General features: G+C 40.6%; 20 protein-coding genes and 1 other annotated feature. Of the genes, 10 read left to right on the top strand and 10 right to left on the bottom strand.

What is annotated here, in order from left to right; genetic code table 11:
- Nucleotides 1-216: 216 nt before the first annotated feature.
- From ffh to tyrA, 7 genes are all read left to right on the top strand, one after another.
- A complete protein-coding gene (gene ffh / locus ACZ5WS_RS14475) occupies nucleotides 217-1,596 on the top strand; it encodes a signal recognition particle protein (protein ID WP_010391303.1) in 1,380 nt (459 codons plus the stop codon).
- A gap of 261 nt (nucleotides 1,597-1,857) precedes the next feature.
- Nucleotides 1,858-2,106, top strand: a complete 249-nt coding sequence (gene rpsP, locus ACZ5WS_RS14470; protein WP_006792801.1) for a 30S ribosomal protein S16 — start codon at nucleotides 1,858-1,860, stop codon at nucleotides 2,104-2,106.
- A 17-nt stretch (nucleotides 2,107-2,123) separates the two neighbouring features.
- Nucleotides 2,124-2,660 carry a ribosome maturation factor RimM gene (gene rimM, locus ACZ5WS_RS14465; RefSeq protein WP_464709404.1) on the top strand — a complete coding sequence of 179 codons (537 nt, stop codon included), beginning with the start codon at nucleotides 2,124-2,126 and terminating at the stop codon, nucleotides 2,658-2,660.
- Complete coding sequence (gene trmD, locus ACZ5WS_RS14460) at nucleotides 2,660-3,427, top strand: tRNA (guanosine(37)-N1)-methyltransferase TrmD (RefSeq protein ID WP_058551019.1); 768 nt, start codon at nucleotides 2,660-2,662, stop codon at nucleotides 3,425-3,427. The genes rimM and trmD overlap by 1 nt, the downstream gene beginning before the upstream one ends.
- Nucleotides 3,428-3,460: 33 nt before the next feature.
- A complete protein-coding gene (rplS, locus tag ACZ5WS_RS14455; RefSeq protein WP_008132530.1) occupies nucleotides 3,461-3,820 on the top strand; it encodes a 50S ribosomal protein L19 in 360 nt (119 codons plus the stop codon).
- Between the two features lie 161 nt (nucleotides 3,821-3,981).
- The gene (locus ACZ5WS_RS14450; protein WP_138606284.1) at nucleotides 3,982-4,851 is read left to right on the top strand and encodes an MYG1 family protein; all 870 of its coding nucleotides are present in this window, start codon (nucleotides 3,982-3,984) and stop codon (nucleotides 4,849-4,851) included.
- A gap of 333 nt (nucleotides 4,852-5,184) precedes the next feature.
- The gene (gene tyrA / locus ACZ5WS_RS14445; RefSeq protein WP_178955544.1) at nucleotides 5,185-6,318 is read left to right on the top strand and encodes a bifunctional chorismate mutase/prephenate dehydrogenase; all 1,134 of its coding nucleotides are present in this window, start codon (nucleotides 5,185-5,187) and stop codon (nucleotides 6,316-6,318) included.
- Between the two features lie 52 nt (nucleotides 6,319-6,370).
- Here tyrA and ACZ5WS_RS14440 read toward each other — a convergent pair whose 3' ends face one another.
- On the bottom strand, nucleotides 6,371-7,528 hold the full coding sequence (locus ACZ5WS_RS14440; protein WP_138606281.1) for a chorismate mutase: 1,158 nt from the start codon (nucleotides 7,526-7,528) through the stop codon (nucleotides 6,371-6,373).
- A 43-nt stretch (nucleotides 7,529-7,571) separates the two neighbouring features.
- Nucleotides 7,572-7,687, bottom strand: a sequence feature (Phe leader region).
- Between the two features lie 195 nt (nucleotides 7,688-7,882).
- Here ACZ5WS_RS14440 and ACZ5WS_RS14435 point away from each other — a divergent pair.
- The gene (locus ACZ5WS_RS14435; RefSeq protein ID WP_464709391.1) at nucleotides 7,883-10,885 is read left to right on the top strand and encodes a bifunctional diguanylate cyclase/phosphodiesterase; all 3,003 of its coding nucleotides are present in this window, start codon (nucleotides 7,883-7,885) and stop codon (nucleotides 10,883-10,885) included.
- Between the two features lie 14 nt (nucleotides 10,886-10,899).
- Here ACZ5WS_RS14435 and ACZ5WS_RS14430 read toward each other — a convergent pair whose 3' ends face one another.
- Nucleotides 10,900-11,229, bottom strand: a complete 330-nt coding sequence (locus ACZ5WS_RS14430; RefSeq protein ID WP_008114484.1) for an SUI1 family translation initiation factor — start codon at nucleotides 11,227-11,229, stop codon at nucleotides 10,900-10,902.
- A 248-nt stretch (nucleotides 11,230-11,477) separates the two neighbouring features.
- On the opposite strand from ACZ5WS_RS14430, the gene ACZ5WS_RS14425 reads away from it, so the two are divergent.
- A complete protein-coding gene (locus ACZ5WS_RS14425) occupies nucleotides 11,478-12,137 on the top strand; it encodes a GAF domain-containing protein (RefSeq protein ID WP_464709383.1) in 660 nt (219 codons plus the stop codon).
- A gap of 78 nt (nucleotides 12,138-12,215) precedes the next feature.
- A complete protein-coding gene (locus ACZ5WS_RS14420; protein WP_138606275.1) occupies nucleotides 12,216-13,406 on the top strand; it encodes an amino acid aminotransferase in 1,191 nt (396 codons plus the stop codon).
- A gap of 76 nt (nucleotides 13,407-13,482) precedes the next feature.
- Here the strand turns inward: ACZ5WS_RS14420 and ACZ5WS_RS14415 are convergent, their stop codons facing one another.
- The 8 genes from ACZ5WS_RS14415 to ACZ5WS_RS14380 form a co-directional block, all read right to left on the bottom strand.
- The gene (locus ACZ5WS_RS14415) at nucleotides 13,483-14,235 is read right to left on the bottom strand and encodes a DUF3379 family protein (protein WP_138606273.1); all 753 of its coding nucleotides are present in this window, start codon (nucleotides 14,233-14,235) and stop codon (nucleotides 13,483-13,485) included.
- Nucleotides 14,235-14,750 carry a sigma-70 family RNA polymerase sigma factor gene (locus tag ACZ5WS_RS14410; RefSeq protein WP_050947011.1) on the bottom strand — a complete coding sequence of 172 codons (516 nt, stop codon included), beginning with the start codon at nucleotides 14,748-14,750 and terminating at the stop codon, nucleotides 14,235-14,237. The genes ACZ5WS_RS14415 and ACZ5WS_RS14410 overlap by 1 nt, the downstream gene beginning before the upstream one ends.
- A 95-nt stretch (nucleotides 14,751-14,845) precedes the next feature.
- Nucleotides 14,846-16,489, bottom strand: coding sequence for a BatD family protein (locus ACZ5WS_RS14405; RefSeq protein WP_464709370.1), 1,644 nt, complete (start codon nucleotides 16,487-16,489; stop codon nucleotides 14,846-14,848).
- A complete protein-coding gene (locus ACZ5WS_RS14400) occupies nucleotides 16,483-18,381 on the bottom strand; it encodes a vWA domain-containing protein (RefSeq protein WP_464709366.1) in 1,899 nt (632 codons plus the stop codon). Before ACZ5WS_RS14400 ends, ACZ5WS_RS14405 begins: the two co-directional genes overlap by 7 nt.
- A complete protein-coding gene (locus ACZ5WS_RS14395) occupies nucleotides 18,381-19,364 on the bottom strand; it encodes a vWA domain-containing protein (RefSeq protein ID WP_055011727.1) in 984 nt (327 codons plus the stop codon). Before ACZ5WS_RS14395 ends, ACZ5WS_RS14400 begins: the two co-directional genes overlap by 1 nt.
- On the bottom strand, nucleotides 19,357-19,791 hold the full coding sequence (locus ACZ5WS_RS14390) for a DUF4381 domain-containing protein (protein ID WP_010391338.1): 435 nt from the start codon (nucleotides 19,789-19,791) through the stop codon (nucleotides 19,357-19,359). The genes ACZ5WS_RS14395 and ACZ5WS_RS14390 overlap by 8 nt, the downstream gene beginning before the upstream one ends.
- Nucleotides 19,792-19,794: 3 nt before the next feature.
- Nucleotides 19,795-20,739, bottom strand: a complete 945-nt coding sequence (locus ACZ5WS_RS14385) for a DUF58 domain-containing protein (RefSeq protein ID WP_464709360.1) — start codon at nucleotides 20,737-20,739, stop codon at nucleotides 19,795-19,797.
- A 3-nt stretch (nucleotides 20,740-20,742) separates the two neighbouring features.
- The gene (locus ACZ5WS_RS14380) at nucleotides 20,743-21,699 is read right to left on the bottom strand and encodes an AAA family ATPase (protein ID WP_076918973.1); all 957 of its coding nucleotides are present in this window, start codon (nucleotides 21,697-21,699) and stop codon (nucleotides 20,743-20,745) included.
- Nucleotides 21,700-21,954 lie beyond the last annotated feature (255 nt).

Here is a 21,954-nt window from a genome sequence, read left to right as displayed (position 1 = left end):
TGGCCACTTAATTGAAGTCAAATAATTCGTGTTCGTTATGTGGCCATTGTATTTTATAGCAAAGCAAATGCATAGACCCTGTAAAAAGAAACTCAATAAGCAGCATTTCAGCACTGTATTGTATGCCACCATTTACGGTATACTATTTCTAATTGAATTTTAATAACATCGACCTTATTAATAGAGTTGATTTCAACGTCTTTTCGGAACCGTTACATGTTTGAGAACCTCCAAGAACGATTAGGTAAAACCCTAAAAAATATTAGTGGCCGTGGCCGCCTAACTGAAGACAACATTAAAGATACACTTCGTGAAGTGCGAATGGCATTTTTAGAAGCCGATGTGGCGTTGCCTGTTGTTCGCGAGTTTGTAAAACAAGTTAAAGAACGCGCAGTGGGTATTGAAGTTACTAAAAGCTTAAGTCCTGGCCAAGTATTTATAAAAATTGTTCGTGAAGAACTTGAAAAGGCCATGGGTGAAGCTAATGAAGAGCTAAGCCTTAACGCGCAACCTCCGGCTGTTGTGATGATGGCGGGTCTTCAAGGTGCTGGTAAAACAACCAGTGTGGGTAAACTGGCTAAGTTTTTAAAAGAGCGCAAGAAAAAATCTGTGCTGGTAGTGAGTGCCGATGTTTACCGTCCTGCGGCAATTAAGCAGTTAGAAACATTAGCGACAGAAGTAGATGTAGAGTTTTTCCCAAGTGACATTTCACAGAAGCCAGTTGATATAGCACAAGCTGCTATTTCTCACGCGAAAAAGAAATTTATTGATGTGGTATTAGTCGATACTGCAGGTCGCTTGCATGTTGATAATGACATGATGGATGAAATCAAAGCGCTTCATGGTGCAATTAACCCAATCGAGACTTTATTCGTTGTTGATGCAATGACAGGTCAAGATGCTGCAAACACTGCAAAAGCATTTGATGAAGCTCTACCGCTTACCGGTGTGATTTTAACTAAAACAGACGGTGATGCCCGTGGTGGTGCTGCGTTATCTATTCGTCATATTACCGGGAAACCTATTAAGTTTATGGGTGTTGGTGAGCGTACTGATGCACTTGAACCTTTCCACCCTGATCGTATCGCCTCACGTATTTTAGGCATGGGTGATGTACTTTCATTAATCGAAGAAGTCGAGATGAAAGTAGATAAAGAGCAGGCAGAAAAAGTAGCGAAAAAAGTATTTAAAGGTGATGGTTTTACACTGGATGATTTTGCTGATCAATTAAAGCAAATGAAAAATATGGGCGGCATGATGTCGATGCTTGATAAACTGCCAGGCATGCAAAACATCCCAGATGCAGTAAAAGGCCAAATGGGTGATAAAACCTTTATTCAAATGGAAGCGATTATTAGCTCTATGACGAAAAAAGAGCGTGCACGCCCTGAAATCATTAAAGGTTCGCGTAAAAAGCGCATTGCAGCTGGGTCGGGTACTCAAGTACAAGAGATCAACAAGCTGCTTAAGCAGTTTACCCAAATGCAAAAAATGATGAAAAAAATGAAAGGTAAAGGTGGCATGCAAAAAATGATGCGTGGCATGAAAGGGATGTTACCACCGGGAATGATGGGTGGCGGTGGCCCGAAATTTTAAGAATTTAAGCTTTAACATCTCCAATACGAGATAAAAAGTAATCAATAAAGAGGCAAAGTGCCTCTTTATTGTTGAATAAACTATGCACAGAATAGCTTGTTCACATACTTTTTCTTCTTGGATCACGGTTTAATCTACTAAACTGCCTTTTTGCATCACTTCTTACTTGCATTGTTGCTAAAAACTCGTACAATTCACCGGCTCCCCATACTGGGGAGTAAATCTTATTAATGAAAACAGTCAATCTATTTAGAGGACGGTATGGTAACTATTCGTTTGCAACGTGGTGGCGCTAAAAAACGCCCTTTCTATCAAATTGTGGTTGCGGATAGCCGTTTCTCGCGTGACGGTCGCTTCATCGAGAAAGTTGGTTTCTTTAACCCAATCGCTTCGGGTCAGGAAGAAAAACTTCGCTTAGATTTATCTCGTGTAGATCACTGGGTAGGTCAGGGCGCAGGTCTTTCAGATCGTGTAGCTAAATTAGTTAAAGACGCTCGTAAAGCGGCTTAATAGGCGTAAGTGTAACCATGAGTCAAGAGAACACCTCATCAATAATTGTCGTAGGAAAGCTCGGCGCCCCTTATGGTATAAAGGGCTGGCTTAAGGTACATTCATTTACTGATGATCCCGCAGGGATCTTCGATTTCAGCCCGTGGTTGATAGGGCAACAAGGTAAATGGCAGTCCTTAGAAGTGGTCGACTGGCGTCGCCACAACAAAGGCTTTATCGCTAAATTTGCGCAAGTAAACGACAGAGACGAAGCAATGGCTTATACCCATGCAGAAATCTCAATGGATGCAACGCAATTACCAGAACTCCCGCAAGGTGAGTTCTATTGGCGAGATCTCATTGGCATGTCGGTTGTAACTGATAAAGGTTATAACTTAGGCACTGTTGATGACTTGATGGAGACAGGGTCAAATGATGTACTGGTTGTGAAAGCAAACAGTAAAGATGCATTTGGTCAATCGGAGCGTTTAATACCTTTTTTAACTGATTCAGTTATAAAAGAGGTTAAATACGACGTGAAAGAAATTACCGTAGACTGGGATCCTGGGTTTTAATGACTCAAACTAGTTCATTATGGGTAGGGGTGATAAGCCTTTTTCCGGACATGTTTGATGCTATTACCCAACAAGGGGTTACTGGTCGCGCAGTAAAAAATGGATTAATCGATTTTAACTGCTGGAACCCACGAGACTACGCTTTAGACAAGCATAGAACCGTAGATGATCGTCCTTACGGGGGCGGGCCCGGTATGTTAATGATGGTTAAACCATTAGAAAAAGCCATCCTTGATGCTAAAAAAGCGGCAGGCGATGGTGCTAAAGTAATTTATATGTCCCCACAAGGGCGCAAACTTGATCAGCAAGGAGCTAGCGAATTAGCTAACTCTGAAAAACTGATTTTGATTGCCGGTCGATATGAAGGTGTAGATGAGAGAATAATAGAGTCATACGTTGACGAAGAATGGTCAATTGGTGATTTTATTTTGAGTGGTGGTGAACTACCAGCCATGACACTAATTGATGCAGTAGCGCGATTAGTGCCAGGCGTGTTAGGACACAATCAATCAGCAGAGCAAGACTCATTTTCGGATGGCTTGCTAGATTGTCCTCACTATACACGACCAGAAACATTGGACGACAAACAGGTTCCTGCTGTATTACTCAGTGGTAATCACCAAGCGATAGCAAAATGGCGGCTTAAGCAGTCATTAGGCAGAACTTGGTTACGACGTCCTGACTTGTTGCATAACCTAGCTCTGACTGAGGAGCAAGCGGTATTACTCGCAGAATTTCAGCAAGAGTACCAAAAAGCTTGTGGCTAGAAGACAGTTACACCTAGGAAAGTGAGAAACATAATGGCAAAAGTAAACCAAAATATTATTAAAGCGCTTGAAGAAGAGCAGCTTAAAACAGACGTACCTGCATTTGGCCCTGGTGATACAGTGGTTGTACAGGTAAAAGTAAAAGAAGGTGCTAAAGAGCGTCTACAGGCCTTTGAAGGTGTTGTAATCGCTAAGCGTAATCGTGGTCTTCACTCAGCATTCACAGTTCGTAAAATCTCGAACGGTGAAGGTGTTGAGCGTGTATTCCAAACGCATAGCCCTCTTATCGATAGCGTAACAGTTAAGCGTCGCGGTGCAGTTCGTCGTGCTAAGCTTTACTATCTACGTGAGCGTTCTGGTAAATCTGCACGTATTAGAGAAAAACTTAACTAATACGCGCTGTTTATCAACGCAAAAAAACGGGTTGCAACCTTTGGGTTGCAACCCGTTTTGGTTTTAATGCTATTGCGATTTTTTAGCGCTATATTTAAAAACCAATACACATCTTCAAATCACAATATCTTCTCACTTCTTGCAAAAAATGATGTACAAAAATGAATGATAAAACGATAGTTACACACAACGGCAATTTTCACGCAGATGATGTTTTTAGTATCGCTGCGCTTAAAATTATTTTCCCTTCTTTTACCCTGATCCGCACACGCGATAATGCGATTATTAATGACGCCGATGTGGTTATTGATGTTGGCGGTCAATATGACCCACAAACTGACCGATTTGATCATCATCAGCGTGGCGGTGCTGGCGCTCGTGAAAATGGTATTCCTTTTTCGTCATTTGGCTTGGTGTGGAAAAAATATGGCTTAGCAATATGTGATGATAACCAAGATGTGGCTAATGCGGTGGATGCAGGGCTTGTATCAACTATTGATGCCATTGATTGTGGTCATGTTGAAGGGGTTGCTACAGGCATTAGCTTAAGCCAAACAATTTCTATGTTTAACCCAACATGGGAAGAGGAAAGTGATTTTGATACTGCTTTTGATCAAGCGGTTGAATTTGCACACACTTTACTGATTCGTTTTGTAGCTTCTGCCCGAGGTGGTTTAAATGCTAAAAAGATTGTTGCTCAAGCAATAAAACAAGCTGATGATCCTCGATTAATCGTGTTAGAGCGCTATACTCCGTGGAAAAAAACCGTACATAGTTTATCTGATGAGGCATTATTTGTTGTCTACCCATCTCATTCTGGCAAGTGGATAGTGCAAACGGTGCCTGCAGAATTAGGCTCTTTTGAAGACAGAAAGTCATTACCTTCACCATGGGCAGGATTATCAGATGAAGAATTTCAAGCGGTAACCGGTATCGATGATGCTATGTTTTGTCACAATGGCTTATTTATCGCTGGCGCAGAATCATTCGACAGTGTTATGTCGCTTGCGGCTATGGCATTAGAATACTAGTCCTTTTAATCGCGTGCTGATTATTTGTTAAAAGTGGCTTTTAGCCACTTTTAATATTCCCCTACTTAACTCAAGCTAGCCTATTGCAACTCAATTCAATGTAGTTAGCGCTGAAATAGCTGCTTGAGATAGATTTATTATCTCGTGTTCAGGTTACTTACTGCCTTACCCCACTCCACTCCACCTTGGTCTTAGTTGATAGACAGGTGGCGATCTTTTCCATAATTTGCCTTTTAACCCCTAACGTATCCTGTTAGTATTTATCGTATTGATTAGTTTACTTTTTTGTAATTATTAATTTACGATTTTGCTTTTTTGGGATGGAATGAGAACGTGGCAGAGATAAGTGATTTAGCGCAGCTAAGAACAGACATAGATGAATGCGATGCGCAACTGGTTGCCTTACTTGCAAAACGCAATGGCATTACTCAACAAATAGGCGCAATAAAACAACAAACTGGCGCGCCATTACATGCACCCGATAGAGAAGCCAATTTATTAGCTGCGCGACGCCAAGAGGCTATTAATCAAGGTGTGAATCCTGATTTAGTTGAAGACATTCTCAGACGCATGATGCGTGAAGCTTATCAAAATCAACAAGCCAAATTAGCTTGTGCCGATCCACGATTATCGCCAATTGTTATTGTTGGCGGTGAAGGGGCCATGGGGCAGTTATTTGCAAAACAATTTCAGCGCTCGGGATACGAAGTCAAAATTTTAGATAAAGCGCAGCAATCGCAGGCAGTCGATATTCTAAAAGGTGCAAAACTGGTGATGATCAGTGTACCAATAAATGCCCTTGAAACAGTTGTTAATGCACTACCGAAACTTGATGATGATTGTTTGCTGGTTGATATTACATCAGTTAAACAAGCCCCATTAACGGTACTTAAAAAAGTACATAGCGGACCTGTTGTTGGCTTACATCCCATGTTTGGCCCTGATATTTCTCATTGGGTGAAACAAACTGTGGTGGTATGCGAAGGGCGCAGTCATGAGGTGGCGCAAGGGTTATTAAAGCAGCTACAAATATGGGGTTGTCAGTTAGTTGAGCTAGATGCTAAAAAGCATGATGAAGCAATGCAAATTATTCAGGTTATGCGCCATTTAACCACCTTTGTGTACGGTCAGTTTTTAGCAAAACAGGGGCATACACTTGCCGAGTTAAGAAGTTGCTCATCACCTATTTATCAATTAGAGCTAATGATGGTTGGCCGTTTATTTGCGCAATCGCCAGAGCTATACACCGATATTATGTTAGCGCAATTTGACAATGTCGAAAGCTTATTAGCGCAGTATCAGTCGCTGTTTTCAGAGACGCTTGAAAAGCTAAAAGCAGGAGATAAGCCCGCATTAATTGATGCTTTTGCAGATGCAAAGTCTTACTTCTCAGATTCAACGGCGCATTTTTTAACCCAAAGCCGTAGTTTATTAAATAAAGCGAATGATGCGAAAGTACTCGATTAAAAAGAATAGCTCCGTGAAAAGAAAAGGGCCGCTAGGCCCTTTTAATATTCGATTAGTTTTCAACACTAACAGCTTGTAAAGACTCACTTTGATAACAACCAAGTACACGAACATATTGAGTGTGCTGTTTAAGCTCTTCTAATGCATGCTTCACTTGGTTATCGATTAAGTTAGCCTCCAAGTCTACATAAAACACTTCTTCCCACGGATTGCCAGGAGTGGGCCGAGACTCTAGTTTCACTAAATTAATATTATGCTGTTTAAAAATCATTAACGCATCGGCAAGCGATCCGGCTTGTTGTTTGGTTGACATAATTAAACTGGTTTTAGTAGGTATTTGAGTTGATACTTGCAGTGGTTTTCGTGCAACAACAATGAAGCGGCTATGATTTTCTTTTTGATTGGCAAGATTCGCCTTGATCACTTCAAGGCCTACATTTTTACCAGCTTGCGCTGAGCCGATAGCTGCACTGTTTGGTGTGTCAAGAGCTGACTTTAATGCACTTGAGGTCGAATCACAGGTTTCATGTTGAAGTTCACCAAGACCCTGTAAAAAACGACTACACTGGGCAAAGGGTTGTGGGTGCGCAAATACCTTAGTTAATTGGCTTATCTCAGTTCCTGGAGCTGCTAATAAGCAATGCTCAACGCTATGAGTAACTTCACCGACAATAGAGACTTGTGCATGCTGCAGCAAATCAAATACTTCATTAATACTACCCGAACTGGTATTTTCAATTGGCAGTAAGCCAAAGTCGGCTTGACCTTTTTCTACTTTTCCAGTGATTTCTTCAAATGAGGTACAACCAATTTCAACTAATTTACCCGGACGACGGCTAAAATATTTATGGCACGCAAGTTGGCTATAAGAGCCTTGGCCGCCTAAATACGTTACGCGATGAGTTTCACTGAGTGCGTCAGGGTTTAAATTCTTTTGAAGCATGGCTTGTTGATGTAATACGGAGTCTTCTAATATTGTTTGAAAAACATTGTTAACGTAGTAAGCGTCAAGTCCTAACGATTTGCCATAGCCAATAAGTTTTTCGAGTAAAGCTAGTTCACGTGCCTCATCACGGATGGGTTTATTATTTGCTATTTTATATTCAACTACGCCATGGCTAATGCGGCGTCGCTTTGCTAGTAAAACAAGTAAATCGGAGTCGATTTCATTTATATCGTGCCTGAGAGTATCAAGTACATCGTTGCTCATTTGGTTTTCCTCATTCCAAAAATATCACTGATTTTGCAGTGAAAATAAAAAAGCCTCCCAGTTGGGAGGCTTTACTATTCGATTGATTTTATCTCACAAACAGGGAAGCCTCTTCTATATAAAGAAGCTAAAAAAAGAAAAAAAAGTGTGTGAGTAATTTATATTCATACCCTTAATGTATGAAGTGTCACTCCCAATGTCAACAAGCACTTACCTGATGTGGATTTTTTACCTAATATATGTACAAAAGGCGTTGTTTTTTAAAAGTTTATAAATAATTTATAATTCTGATTTAAGTTCTGGTATATTTCTATTACTTACGAAAATAATAATTATAAATAAGGTTGGCTTTTTGTGTATCGACGCCCTCCATCTCGATTTGGCATAAACTCACTCAGTGTAAAGTTATCATTGTTGATCTCTGGCATCTGTTTAGTGGCAGGTATTTGCGCGGCTGCATTAATGCTCAAGTCAGAAGAAAAACAGCTTGTTTTTGAAGAGCATGAGGTATTAAAGCAATCAAATGAATTATTAATAAACCAGTTTAACAACTTGATAGCGACCAAAGTTAAAATAGCAGAGCAAGCTAATATTGTTGTTAGCGAGCAGCTATTTGAGGGCCAACTGTCTTTTAAAAATAATACTACACAGACAATGCAGCTCACCAATGATGGCTCTGTGCGCAGTGCATCAGCGGATGGACTATCAGCCGCGTTTATTCCCCAAGCTGCATACTCTCCTTTTTATAAACAGCTAATTGCTGATTCTGAATCGCTTTGGAAAGTTATTTCACCTACGTTAATTCAAGATTTCTATAATTTTTACCTTATAACTGAAGATAACTTTATTCGTGTTGCACCACCAAACTGGGCACTTAATGTTCCCGGAGATTATACGTTTAATCAAAGTGAAAGCTTTAATTACGCTAAGTCGTTAACCAATCCACAACGTGATCCGCAGTGGTCTAGGGTTTACTACGATAACGTATGGAACAAATGGGTTGTGAGTTTAATTGTCCCTATTTATAACGATGATGAGTTTTTAGGCGTTACAGGCAGCGATATGTCACTCGACTCCTTAATATCGCAATTACCCGTAGGCGGAAAAGAAAAACACCTTGTAGTATTTGATGAGCAAGGGCAATTATTAGCGCACCCAAACTTAGGTTCTGATAGTTATACAAAATACGGTGAGACAGGTAAAAAGCTGCTACCAGAAGACTTTATTTCCCCAGAACTAAAGCGCGTAATTGATAGCGCTGGACAAATACAGTTACCAGAATATGCCGATTCATTTTCACTAAATGATGAAGACTATATTATCAATATTCACAAAGTGGAAGGCGTAAACTGGTATGTGGGTGTATATCAAAAACGTTCCTCAACGTTATCGGCATTGAAAGATTTAAAACTTAAGTTTTTTGGTTTATTTATTCTGTATGCCATTTTAGTTGCTTTACTATTACACCAAGCACTTTACCAATTGGTATTAAGACGCTTACATTCGTTGGTTTATGCAGTTACTAACTTCGGTAAAGGTCATCTAGAAATTGAGTTTCCAAAAGAAAACAAAGATGAAATTGGCACGCTTAATGGCTCATTCAAAGACATGACCATTGAAATACGTAAACTCATTGATGGCTTAAATCAGCGTATAATAGAGAAAGAAATCGCGGAGAAAGCAGCAAACCGCTTATCTAAAGCCGTTGCGTTCTCGGGTACGGGCGTGGTGATCACCGATGAAAATTTTGTCATTGAATACGTTAATCCAAAAATGTTGGAGATGACTGATTTTGTCGAGAATGATTTCTTGCGCCAGCCATTACTGACAATTATTGCCAATGAGATGACCATGTTGGTAGAGGATATTGACATTGATTTGCGTAATCGTAATTACTGGCGAGGAGATACGCTTATAGAAGCGCTAAATAAGCCGCCAATATGGGTATCGCTCAGTGTGTCACCTATTCGAGAAGATGGTGGTAAAATCACTAGTTACGTGGCATCAGCACAAGATATTTCGTTTGTGAAAGAAAGTCAGCGAAAAATGGAACAGCTCGCTTATTTTGACACACTAACTGGGCTGGCTAATCGTACATTCTTTAGAATGCAACTTAGAAAGTCGATGGCGCTTGCTGAAAGAGGGCGTTACTCGTTTGCTTTATTTTATTTTGATCTGGATGAGTTTAAGCGTATTAACGATACCTTAGGCCATGATGCGGGCGATCAGCTATTGGTTGAAGTGGCAACACGCTTAAAACAGCGCTTACGAGCGGAAGATACCATAGCCCGTTTAGGCGGGGATGAATTTGCTGTTCTACTCAGTGGTATTGAACATCAAAAAGAAGCATCTGAAGTCGCTGACACTATACAAAAAACCTTAAATCAGCCGATAAAACTTGGCAGCAATGAAGTGATTGTTAGTGCAAGTATTGGTATTACCTTAGCGCCTTTTGATAGCCTAGAAGAAGATCAGTTATTAAAGCATGCCGATTTAGCTATGTATGAAGCAAAAGCCAAAGGGCGTAATACCTTCCATTTTTATAGCCAAGATTTAAATGCAGCAGCTAATGAACGATTATTCCTAGAAAATGAGTTGCGTCATGCGATTAAAGAAAAGCAACTCACGTTACATTACCAGCCACAAGTTGATTGTCGCGATAATAGCGTGGTGGGGTATGAAGCATTACTTCGTTGGTTCCATCCTACGCAAGGGTTTATTCCTCCGACTAAGTTTATTCCGATAGCTGAGGCAACGGGTTTAATTGTGGAGCTCGGTAAATGGGTGCTACAACAAGCGTGTGAGTTTACGAAGCGACTAGAACAACAAGGTAGAGCAAGTAATATGTCGATCAATCTGTCAGCAAGACAGTTTAAAGACGCAAGCTTAGTGCCTATGCTGAAAAAAATAATTATAGAGACGCAGATTAATGCTAAAAGTCTGCATCTTGAATTAACCGAAAGCATGCTGATGGGGAATGTTGAAGCAGCTATTGATCAGTTACATCAACTTAAAAAGTTGGGTATCTCAATTTCTATTGATGATTTTGGTACGGGTTATTCTTCACTTAGTTACCTTAAGCGTTTCCCTGTCGATATTCTTAAAATTGATCGCTCGTTTGTCAAAGATATACCTGAGGATGATAACGACATGGAGATCACTGCGGCCATTATTGCTATGGCACAAAAGCTGAAGCTTGATGTAGTTGCCGAAGGGGTCGAAACAATCGAGCAAGTTGAGTTTTTACAAAATAATAATTGTTTTATTGTTCAAGGCTATTATTTTAGTAAGCCAGTGGCTGAGGATGATATTCCCGCATTATTTGATCAATTAGCAGCGCTAAAAATTATTAAATAAGCAAGAATTGCGGGTTAACCACCCGCAATTTTTACTTTAAATTTTAATCCTTCTAAAATCGCTTTTAATTTGTCGCGATCATCACCTTGTACTTCAATAACACCTTCTTTTACTGCGCCCCCTTGGCCCATCTTACTTTTTATTGTTTTTGCTAACTTTTTCAAATCATGCTGTTGTGGGTCAAGACCAACAACCAGCATTACACCTTTACCTTTTCGGCCTTTGGTTTGACGTTCTATGCGAATTGACCCGTCTTTAAATAGTTTTACATCCAGTTCTTTTTCTGGCTTTGGCTGATCAATTCGCCCTGTTGCTGTTGAATACACTAAGTGACTATCACTCATAATTAACCTACTTAAGATTGAATATAATAATGCGGCAAATAATAACAAATTTGTGAAGCAAAGGCGTAATTTTTGCACCTAAGCTGAACACCTTTTAATGCCCCCAAAGATAAAGCAACCAGTTTAAATACCACAATTATATCTATGAATAAAAGTGTTTAAAGATTTTAAAAAAGCACTTTAAATTGGCTAGCACTATAAAAACATCCATGCTACTATTTCGGCATTATAGATGTATGGACGTCCAAATGATTAATTCTTACTTAGAGTATGCTCAACTTAATGTTGAGCCACAGTTAATTCACGCTGAGCTAGAAAAGCTTGAGCAATACCTAAATAAAAATGCTGCACCAGCCGTGCGTTGGGAATATCAAATTCCTGAGCTAGGTGAAGGTGGGGCATGTAGTTTATTTGGTTACCTACAGGATGAGCCGTTTAAACTAAGCGATTATGTCAGCCAAAGTACGCAAACAACTGAAAAATTAGCGCAACTTCAATTGATTGTTGACTACGTCATTGAAAACACAAAGCTTGATTGGTACGGCATTTATCAGAATACCCACACCAATGAAGGGGAGCAGTTATTAAAGCTGGCTTATTTTGGTGCGCCGAGTCGTCCTTTATTTCCGCTTACTGCTGAATTTGCGACTGCCAGCAATAACGTTCAAGTAGCGCTTAGTGGTAAAGGGCGCGTTATTAATAATGTTGAGCAGTATTTAGCGGCAGGCGGTGAATATTACACCTGTGATCCGAAAGTAAAAGCAGAAGCCTGTTTACCGCTATTTAATGCACAACATCAGTGTATAGGTATTGTTGATGGTGAAGCCTTCAGCACTGATTTTTTTGATAAAGCGACGCTCGCGTTATTAATTGCGTGCTGCATTAAAATTCCTCACTTTTTAGTGTAAATAACACTAGTCAATCTAGTGAGTTTTTATGTTAAGCTTATCGCAACAGCTAACCCCTAAATAACGAAGAGATAGCCAATGTTCTCAGTATTAAAACCATTACCAACAGACCCTATTCTTGGCCTTATGGCGGCCTACAAGCAAGATACTAACCCAAATAAGATTGACTTAGGGGTTGGTGTATATAAAGACGAGCAGGGGAATACCCCAGTATTAAAGTCAGTAAAAAAAGCAGAAGCATTTCGTTTAGAAAATGAAATGAGCAAATCTTACATTGGTCTTGCTGGTAATTTAGATTACTGTCAACAAATGGAAAATCTTCTACTAGGTGAACACCCTGCATTATTAGCTAACCGCGTACGCACAGCACAAGCTCCTGGCGGTACTGGTGCACTTCGTGTTGCTGCAGAATTCATTGTACGTTGTAATCCAGATGCAACTGTATGGGTAACCAACCCAACGTGGGCAAACCACATTAGCTTATTTGAAGCTGCAGGCTTAACGGTAAAAGAATACCCATACTACGATTACGAAAACAAAGATTTATTGTTTGATGAAATGGTTGAAACACTAACACAGGTGCCTAAGGGCGATGTGGTGTTATTACATGCATGTTGTCACAACCCAAGTGGTATGGATTTAAACGAAACACAATGGAATACTATTGCTGAACTTGCAAAAGATGTGGGTTTTACGCCATTAATTGATATTGCATATCAAGGTTTTGGCTCTTCTTTAGAAGAAGATGCGAATGGTTTACGTATTTTAGCCAATGCGGTTGAAGAGTTGATCATTTGTTCATCATGTTCTAAAAACTTCGGCTTATACCGTGAGCGTATTGGTGCCTGTTCAATCATTGCAAAAGACAGTGCAACAGCTGATATTTCAAACTCGGTGTTATTAAGTGTGGTACGTAGCATTTATTCTATGCCGCCAGCGCACGGTGCAGACATTGTAAACACTATTTTAAGCAGCACAGAATTAACGCAGCTATGGCACAGTGAACTTGATGAAATGCGTAACCGTATTAATGGTTTACGTAGTTTAATTAAAGACAGCCTGGCAGCAAAAGATATTGCTCAGGACTTCTCGTTTATTGACCGCCAACACGGTATGTTCTCTTTCTTAGGTATTAATAAAGAGCAAATCGAGCGCCTACAAAAAGAATACGGTATTTACATTGTCGGTTCTAGCCGTGTTAACGTAGCAGGTATTAGCCAAGCAAATATCAACTACTTTGCTAACGCAGTTGCTGATGTTTGTAAGTAATCAGTAAGAAGCTTTGGCTTTTAAATAATAAAAAAACCGCACACTCGTTGCGGTTTTTTATTGTTTCTATAATGGCTTAAAGCCAGCGAATAGCACCTGAAATACGTTCATTATACATATCAACTGGTGAGCCAAGGCTTGCAATTAGCACGGTATCGGCCTGTTTGCCACGATTTATATGGCCAGCATAGCGAGAGTCATTAAAATCATCAGAGCCAATTTCAAAAATTTGGTTATCGCTTGGCACAATAAACACGGTCATAGGCCCAAAGTCAGACTCAAACACTAAATGTAAGCCTCTCTCACCTTGAAAATCGCAAAAGGTAACGTAAGTGACTTTACCAGGCAAATCACTAATTTGACCGCCAAGTAAAGCCAGCTTTTCATTAACAGCTTGTATGCTAATTGGTTGAGTCTTATTTAATGCATAAATTTCATGGTAAACATGAGCTAGTGCATGCTCACCAGCCGTTTGATTAATGCTTTGCTCTTCGCTAAACATAAACGCACTGACTGCAATCACAAATGAAGCCGCTAAGGCCAAATGTACTCGGTCAAACTTAAACCATGAGCGTGCACTAACCACGTTATCCTTTTGCTCAAGTTCATCTGTTCTGGCTTTTTCTTTTAACGAGGTATTTAAAATAATTCGTTCAGCAAGATTGTCAGGCACAGGGATTTCAAGCGCATTGTCGAGTTGTTTATCGAATGCTTTGCTTTCATTCAAAAATTGTTGTCTGTCGGCACTGCTGTTTGCAAATTCCTGTAGCTCTTTGTCCAGCTCATTTGGCTGCGCAATTGTGCGGCGACGAAACTCAAGTTCATCCATTATTTTGATGCTCCTTTAAGTTGTTCATCATCACGGCTTAATGCCTCTTTAAGTTGATTTTTTGCTCGAAATAAACGTGTCATGACCGTATTTTTATTTAAGTTAAGAATGTCTGCAATTTCATCTCCGGTGCAGCCCATTACCACCTGTAGCAACAGCGGCTCTTTGTATTCATCAGCCAATAAAGAAATTTGTCGCTGGATAACGGTTTGTTCCATTGCTGTATCTAAGCTATGGCTGGTTTGATCCACTAGTGTGTCGTTATCTACATCACTGTAATCAAATTGCTTGCGCTCAAAGCGTCTGGCATTCTCACGCCTTAAAATGGTCAGCAACCATGGCTTAGCTGCTTTTTGGTCGAGTAACGAATCAAGCGAGCGCCATGCACGTAAAAAGGTTTCTTGCACTAAGTCATCCGCAATAGTCGGGTCGTTACATAACCAGTAAGCAAAGCGATAGAGTTCCTTGTGATAAACATGAACCAAGGCTTCGTAGCGTTGTTGTTTTTCAGCCATATTTATTAAGACCCGATCATTCGATTTTTTATTTCCAAACATAAGTACTTTTTAATTAAAATTATTATAGGCCAAAAAAGTAACTAAGATTCTTATTAAGAATATAGCTCTTTTAACGCAGATGATGACTTAGCTGTGTGCGATTGATGTTTTTTTAATAAACTAACAATCGCTTCTAAATCAGTGCCGGCCGATTGGTTACCGTACAACTGTGCTTGTAAATTATTTACCTGCGCAGTGAACTGCGAGTTGTTTATCATAGCGCATAAATGGGTGAGAGCTCCTACCTTTTTATCTGTTCGAGTTAGCGCGTATAGATTAAGTGCATCGTAAAATGCTTTATTATCACGGCTTTTAGCAAGTATTTGCAGTGTTTTTAATTCTGCTTGCTGATTGCCTCTATGATTTGCTTGCGCCGTTTGTTGCGCTTCTTTAGCTGAGCGTTTTATAAAGTAAAGAACCAGGGTCACAATCCATAATACGTAACCTAATACGGCTACAATAATAAGCCATAGAGGCGTACTAGTATGGCGTTGCACGCTGAGCGCTTGCTGCGTTGGCTCTGCATCCGTGTTGTTTAAATTACTTTCAACGGGAGGGCTCAGCGAGTTTGCTGGTGCTGTGGTGCTTGGTGTTACCGTAATTGTGCGCTCTGGTAAAGTTGCGTAACTAATTCGGTTCATTTTGGTGTTATACCAAGGCAGGGTAATTTCAGGCAATGTATAGGTGCCTGGGGTTTGTGGAAGTAGCGCAAATGAGGCGCTTTGCTGTGATACCACTCGACCATCGCGCACTGCATTATTAGTTTCTTTTTCATCCGGGTAGCTGCGAATACCATCAATAGTAGGCATATCAATTTCGGGTAGTTGCTCTTTAGTCACCCCTAAGGCGGTAAGCATAATAGTGCGTGTTATTGGCGTGCCGGCTTCAACAGTATTATCGTCTGGTTGCCATTGCTCGGTTAGACTTACTAATTCACTGGGTAACCAATCACCTTGATAATTCTCAGGGATGGGTTTGATTTCAATCTGTTGTTCATCGCCAAGTGCCGACACCTCTAGTTGGCGATAGTTTTGTTGAACACGCCCTTGAAAAACCGGTGCTTCAATGGTGTATGCACCACTTTTTTGCGGCTGAATTAAATAATTACGAGTGATCACTAAATAACGTTTACCGTTAACCAGTTCATAATCTTCACTTTGCTTACCTAGCTGGGTGAGTTGAGCATCTTCCATGCTTGGTGTGCTTAAGCTGCCATCAAGTAGCTCTTTAGCTAAGTAAAGTTTAATGGTGTAAACGCCAGCCTCTTGCACAAATAAGCTGTTATTTGTAAGCGAGCTTTTTAAAAATATATCATCATTTTTGCCCGCATCGCTGCTTCGCTCTTTAACCGACAAGTTTATCGGTTGAGAGCTGAGCCCTGCAACACTAAAAGAAGGAATTGTGTATTCGCCGGCTTTGCGAGTCATTAACTTAACAGACCACGATGTTTGTTTTTTAATGCTGCCGTTAATAATGTTGGTGCGGCTACTTAAGCTCATAGGGCCGACTACGAAATCCTTTAACAGCGCTGAAGTATCGGGTTGTTGCCCTTTGATTGAATCATCAACGCTAATATTGAGCATAAAAAACTCACCCGCCAGTACCGGGTTTTTATCAACGCTTGCCTCTAATGAAGTGGCGGCCATTAATGGCATGGCAGTTAATAGCAATAAACAGCAAAATAATCGCATTACCATGATTTTTCTACTCCTGTTGGACGGCGTTGATATTGTCTTTTTTGGGCTTCTAATTGCATTTTGTTTCTTAATAAAATAGCGGGATCGTCGGGCACTTTTCTTAGTAACTGATTTAGTTGCTGTGCTTTCTCTTTTTCTTCATTAGTAAGTTCAGCCGCCTGTGCCTGCATAGCTTGTTGTTGTGCTTGCTGCTTTTGCTCATCAGATGGCGGTTGCTCATTCATTTGATTGGGTTGACTCTGTTGCTCGTCTTGCTGAGGCTTACTATCGTCGTCTTTGTTCTCGTCTTGCTGGTTTTGTGATTGAGCTTGCATGTCAGGCTGATTTTGCTCATCTGACTGCTCGCCAGATTGGCTTTGTTGATCTTTTGATTGCTCCGAGGGTTCACTCGATTGCTGCTCTTCACTGTTTTGGCTGTCATCTTCGCTTTTATCTGCGTTATTTTTATCGCCATTTTTTTGCTGATCTTGTTTTGATTTATCTGCACCATCTTGACTTTGATCATCTTGATTTTGCGAATCATTTCCTTGTTGGTTTTCCTGGTCTTGCTGTTGCTTAAGTAACTGCTCAACTAACGCTTGGTTATCGGCTGCTTGGGTAAAATCAGACTGTAGTGATTGCGCTTGTTTGTAAGCGTTTATAGCAGCCTCTAATTGTCCGGCTTTAGCCAGTGTATTACCGTAATTGTAATAACCAGTGGCTGATTTATCTTGACTAAATTCGTTCAGAGCGCCTTCAAACTGACCTTGCTGATACAATGCAGCGCCTTTGAGAGCGTTGGACTTCGCTTGCGCTGCTTGTTGGTACTCTTGGTTGTTGTAAGCTTCTAATGCACGCTGATCGGTATTTTTAAATAGTGTTGGTAACTCTACTGCATGAGCATTTTGCTGAGGTATAAAGCTTAGCAATAGCACCGCACCAATAAACGCAGAGCGTCTAAATAAGTATAGAGCTAAGGGCAGTAAAATAAGCAAGCCATAAATGCCAGCATCGATTCGCCACAAGGCTAAATTGGGTTTTTCACTTTTTAGTATTTCACTGTTTGCTTGCGGTGAAAAAATGGCAATATCACTATTGCTTGGTTGATAATTAGCGTACTGGCCGCCACTATTTTTTGCTAGTCCTTTAAGTAAAGAACCATTGAGTGTGGGCACTACAATTTGGCCGTAACTATCTTTTAAAAATCCGCCTTCAGGTAACTTTATTGGTGCACCTTGCTCAGTGCCAATACCGTAAATATTTAGTCGATACTGGCTACTGTTAGTAAAACCACTTATATCGCTTTGCTGTTGTTGTTCAATACCATCGGTGATCAAAATAATATCACCATCTAGGTAGCCTGCTTGAGTGAGCAGCTCTTGTGCCATGTCTAAACCTGCCAGCACGTTTGAGCCTTTATCAGGCATAATTTCAGGGCTTAAGCTAGGAATAAGGTTGGCGAGGGTGGTTGCATCATTGGTCAGTGGAGAAATGGTATAGGCAGTGCCTGCGTAGGCTACTAATGCAGTATCACCTTCTTTAAATAACTCAATCATATCGAGGGCTTTAAAGCGAGATTGCATTAATCTATTAGGAGCAATGTCGGTGCTATACATAGAGTACGACATATCCATTACAATAACGCGGGCACTTTTGCTTTGAAATACAGGGACTTGTTTTTCCTCAAAACTTGGGCCTGCACTAAATACAATGGCTAAACTGCAAAATAACGCAACTAGCCACAGCGGCTGACGAGCCTGATTATTTGATTCACTCATAACAAATTGTGCTAAATGTGGCGCAATAAGTGGCGCCGATTGGGCTTTTTTCTCTTTAAGCATGGCAATAAAAAACAGCCCTAGCGCAGGGAGTAGCAGCCATAAAATAGCGGGGCGAATAAACTCAAAATCCATTAGCTTGGCTCCTTCAATGCACGTACTGTTTTTAAAAATGCCATTGCACTTATTAACAGAATGGCCAGTAATAACGGATAATAAAACAAGGCTGTTTGCGGGCGAAAGGTTTGCTCATCGGCACTAATTGGCTCGAGTTTATCAAGCTCTGCATAGATTTGTTGCAGCCCAGCGACATCTTTGGCTCTAAAGTACAGACCTCCGGTTTGCTCGGCAATATTTTTCAGTAAGCTCTCATCTAAATTACTTCCTCCAGAGCCCATATTAAATAAACTAAAACCACGTGGGTTATCAGAGCCGACTCCGATGGTGTACACTTTTATGCCTTCTTCACGAGCCAGTAATAGGGCATCTTCGGGGTCAAGGTTTCCTGCGGTGTTTTGTCCATCTGTTAGTAACACCACAATGCGATTACTTTCTTTTTTACTAGCAAAGCGTTTAACCGATAAACCTAAAGCGTCACCAATAGCCGTGGCACGTCCTACTAAACCTATTTGTGCTTCAGTAAGCATTTTGCTGACGGTTTTTACATCACGGGTGAGAGGTGTTTGCAAAAACGCGGTATCACCAAACAATATTAACCCAAGTCTGTCGCCTTGACGCTGCTCTATAAAATCGCTAAGCACTGCTTTAACCATAGTTAAACGGTCAACATATTGGCCATTATAAGCCATGTCTTGTTCTGTCATTGATCCCGATAAATCCACAGCGAGCATAATGTCGCGACCTTCATTAGGCAGCGATATAGGCTCATCTAACCAAGTAGGGTTAGCCGATGCTGTTACTAATAATGCCCATAGCAACCATTCAAGAGTGTTTAACTTACGTGCACTGGGCTCTACATGTTGATTATTTAAATTATGCGATGCAAAACTTGGGATGCGTAAACGTGTCGTTGCATTACTTGCTGCGGGTTTTAATAGCAGTAACGTTAAAGGAAGCGGCAGTAATAAAAACAGCCATGGCCAGCTAAATTCAAACATGCAGTGGCTCCTTTAGCTTAAATTGTTTAATAGCTTGGCGAAACTTATCACTGAGTGCCGGTGGTGTTTGTGCTGTGCTATATAGGCTTGAAATTTCATCTTCATTAAAACCAATTGCAGCAAGTTGACTTAGGGTTTTACACCAGTTAGCTGTGGATTGCGCTGCTAAGCGTGGATCGTAATAGGTGATCACTAAACGCTTTAAAATAATATGCAATTGCTGCGCTGATTGTTGTTGATTAGCTAATTTAATCGCATTACGTTTTGGTTTTTTAAATTGATAGTTTTTGTACATAATTATAATTAAGCCACACACTAAGCACAGTGCAATGCTAATAACTACCCACCAAGCAGGGGCTAATGGCCACCAGTCAACGTGAGAGGGAGCAATAATATCGTGAAGGCCATCAAGTGGAGAGGTTTGCATGATTTATCTTCTCACTAATTGCAGTTCCAGCGCAGTGGCTGCATCGAATGATAATAGGTTAAGCCCAGATTTTGTTAAACGATTAATACGCGCGCTAAATGCTTGCTCGGCATTTTTGGCAAATCGTTCTCTAAAACTGTTATCCATCAAAGGGAGGGCAAACTGCTGATTATTAGCACTTACCGTAACCGCTTGTTGGAAAGCAGGTAACTTATGCTCGAAGGGGTCGCTAATATGGCAGCCTATTAACTCACAGTGCCGCGCAAGTAATTCGAGTTGTTTAAAGCTGGCGTCATCTAAGGCGTTAAAATCGGATACGATATAAACCAAACTACCGGGTTTAGCTAAGTGATTTAAACGCTTAAGGTTGTCACTAAAGTTATTACTGGCAGGTTTATCAATATTTTCAAGTGCCTGCTGATGGGCGTCGCATAAATTATGACACAGCTTTAACACGGCCTTTTCACGGGCACTAGGTTTAAGCTCTAAATGCGAGTGCTGATTAAACACAACACCGCCAATTCTATCGCCACGTTGGCAAGCAGACCACGCAACCAAGGCACTAATATGTGCAGCTTGCACCGACTTTAATAATAATTGAGAGCCAAATAACATGGAGTTTGAAAAGTCAGTAAATACAAATACCGGGCGTTCTTTTTCTTCTTGAAAAAGTTTGGTGTGGGTTTCACCGGTACGAGCCGTGACCCGCCAATCAATAGAGCGTATGTCATCACCGTGTTGGTAATGGCGCACTTCGGCAAACTCCATGCCTCGGCCTTTATGCGGCGCCAGATATTGCCCCGCTAAGGTATTTTTTATTCTAACGTTAGGTGCCAGCTCAAGCAGTTGCGCTTTTGCTTTATAATACATCAGCTCTTTAAGCGATAAATTAACACCATGGCTATGACTTAATTTAAGCCATGCCTGAGAATCAAAGTGTGTTTGCATAACTTAAGGTACAGCAACTAGTTCAACAATACGGCTAATAACCTGATCTTTTGTAATACCATCGGCCTGTGCTTCGTAACTTAAAATAATACGATGGCGTAATACATTATGTACCACAGCTTGAATATCGTCAGGCGATACAAAATCACGACCACTTAACCACGCATGAGCGCGGGCACATTTATCCAAAGCAATCGTGGCACGTGGGCTGGCGCCGTATTCAATCCAGCGGCCAAGTTGCTCATCTAAGTTTGCGCCTTCTCGAGTAGCAATAATCAACTGAACTAAGTATTGCTCTAGTGGCTCTGCTAAATACAGACCTAAAATCGCTTTTCTAGCGGCAAACAGCTCTGCTTGCGAAATTTGCTCAAGCACTGGGGCTTCATCATTAAGTGCTTCACCACGGGTTAGGCGTAAAATATCAAGCTCGTGCTCTGCACCTGGGTAATTAATACTTAAATGTAATAAAAAACGGTCTAATTGCGCTTCAGGTAGTGGGTAGGTCCCTTCTTGCTCAAGCGGATTTTGTGTTGCCATCACTAAAAACAGGTCACTAAGTGGGTACGTATTTTTGCCCACAGTAACTTGGCGCTCGGCCATTGCTTCTAATAAAGCTGATTGTACTTTTGCTGGTGCTCGGTTTATTTCATCCGCTAATATGAGATTATGAAATAAAGGGCCTTTTTCAAACACAAATTCACTGGTTTGTTGACGATAAATATCAGTGCCGGTTACATCGGCAGGTAATAAGTCTGGGGTAAATTGAACACGCTGAAACGATCCTTCAATACCTTTTGCAAGCGCATTTACTGCGCGAGTTTTTGCAAGCCCTGGAGGGCCTTCAACAAGTAAGTGGCCATCGGCTAATATAGCAATTAAAAGTGCTTGAGTAAGCGCTGGCTGGCCAATGATTTGTGTATCTAAGTACGTTTTTAATTGTGAAAATGCGTTAGCTGCCATAATAAGTGGACTGTCCTCGTCAGCTTAAATAATACCTAAAGTGATTAGGTAACAAATACTGAGCTAGTTATAAGGTTTATAAGTGGATAACTCAAGAGTTAGACTGATTTTTTGAAAATAGTTCGTTATTTTTTAACGCTTTTTAGCCTAACACAAAACTTTGTAAAACCTGCTAAAAAAGCCTATTGTATTACCCTTACACAATGTATGTAGTGATTTACAATGGCGCTTTATGATTAATTTACGTTTATCTAT

Source organism: Pseudoalteromonas sp. 11L1 (genome assembly GCF_055397545.1).
Note: the sequence above shows the minus strand (reverse complement) of the source record. Positions and strands in the feature narration are given on the sequence as shown.

Coding starts and splice junctions, on each gene's coding strand:
- ACZ5WS_RS14380 (WP_076918973.1), bottom strand. CDS start 21,699: ATGGCAGCTAACGCATTTTCACAATTAAAAACGTACTTAGATACACAA.
- ACZ5WS_RS14410 (WP_050947011.1), bottom strand. CDS start 14,750: ATGGCTGAAAAACAACAACGCTACGAAGCCTTGGTTCATGTTTATCAC.
- ACZ5WS_RS14395 (WP_055011727.1), bottom strand. CDS start 19,364: ATGTTTGAATTTAGCTGGCCATGGCTGTTTTTATTACTGCCGCTTCCT.
- ACZ5WS_RS14430 (WP_008114484.1), bottom strand. CDS start 11,229: ATGAGTGATAGTCACTTAGTGTATTCAACAGCAACAGGGCGAATTGAT.
- rpsP (WP_006792801.1), top strand. CDS start 1,858: ATGGTAACTATTCGTTTGCAACGTGGTGGCGCTAAAAAACGCCCTTTC.
- ACZ5WS_RS14450 (WP_138606284.1), top strand. CDS start 3,982: ATGAATGATAAAACGATAGTTACACACAACGGCAATTTTCACGCAGAT.
- rplS (WP_008132530.1), top strand. CDS start 3,461: ATGGCAAAAGTAAACCAAAATATTATTAAAGCGCTTGAAGAAGAGCAG.
- ACZ5WS_RS14415 (WP_138606273.1), bottom strand. CDS start 14,235: ATGGATGAACTTGAGTTTCGTCGCCGCACAATTGCGCAGCCAAATGAG.
- ACZ5WS_RS14390 (WP_010391338.1), bottom strand. CDS start 19,791: ATGCAAACCTCTCCACTTGATGGCCTTCACGATATTATTGCTCCCTCT.
- ACZ5WS_RS14440 (WP_138606281.1), bottom strand. CDS start 7,528: ATGAGCAACGATGTACTTGATACTCTCAGGCACGATATAAATGAAATC.
- rimM (WP_464709404.1), top strand. CDS start 2,124: ATGAGTCAAGAGAACACCTCATCAATAATTGTCGTAGGAAAGCTCGGC.
- ACZ5WS_RS14425 (WP_464709383.1), top strand. CDS start 11,478: ATGATTAATTCTTACTTAGAGTATGCTCAACTTAATGTTGAGCCACAG.
- ACZ5WS_RS14420 (WP_138606275.1), top strand. CDS start 12,216: ATGTTCTCAGTATTAAAACCATTACCAACAGACCCTATTCTTGGCCTT.
- ffh (WP_010391303.1), top strand. CDS start 217: ATGTTTGAGAACCTCCAAGAACGATTAGGTAAAACCCTAAAAAATATT.
- ACZ5WS_RS14400 (WP_464709366.1), bottom strand. CDS start 18,381: ATGGATTTTGAGTTTATTCGCCCCGCTATTTTATGGCTGCTACTCCCT.
- ACZ5WS_RS14405 (WP_464709370.1), bottom strand. CDS start 16,489: ATGGTAATGCGATTATTTTGCTGTTTATTGCTATTAACTGCCATGCCA.
- ACZ5WS_RS14385 (WP_464709360.1), bottom strand. CDS start 20,739: ATGCAAACACACTTTGATTCTCAGGCATGGCTTAAATTAAGTCATAGC.
- trmD (WP_058551019.1), top strand. CDS start 2,660: ATGACTCAAACTAGTTCATTATGGGTAGGGGTGATAAGCCTTTTTCCG.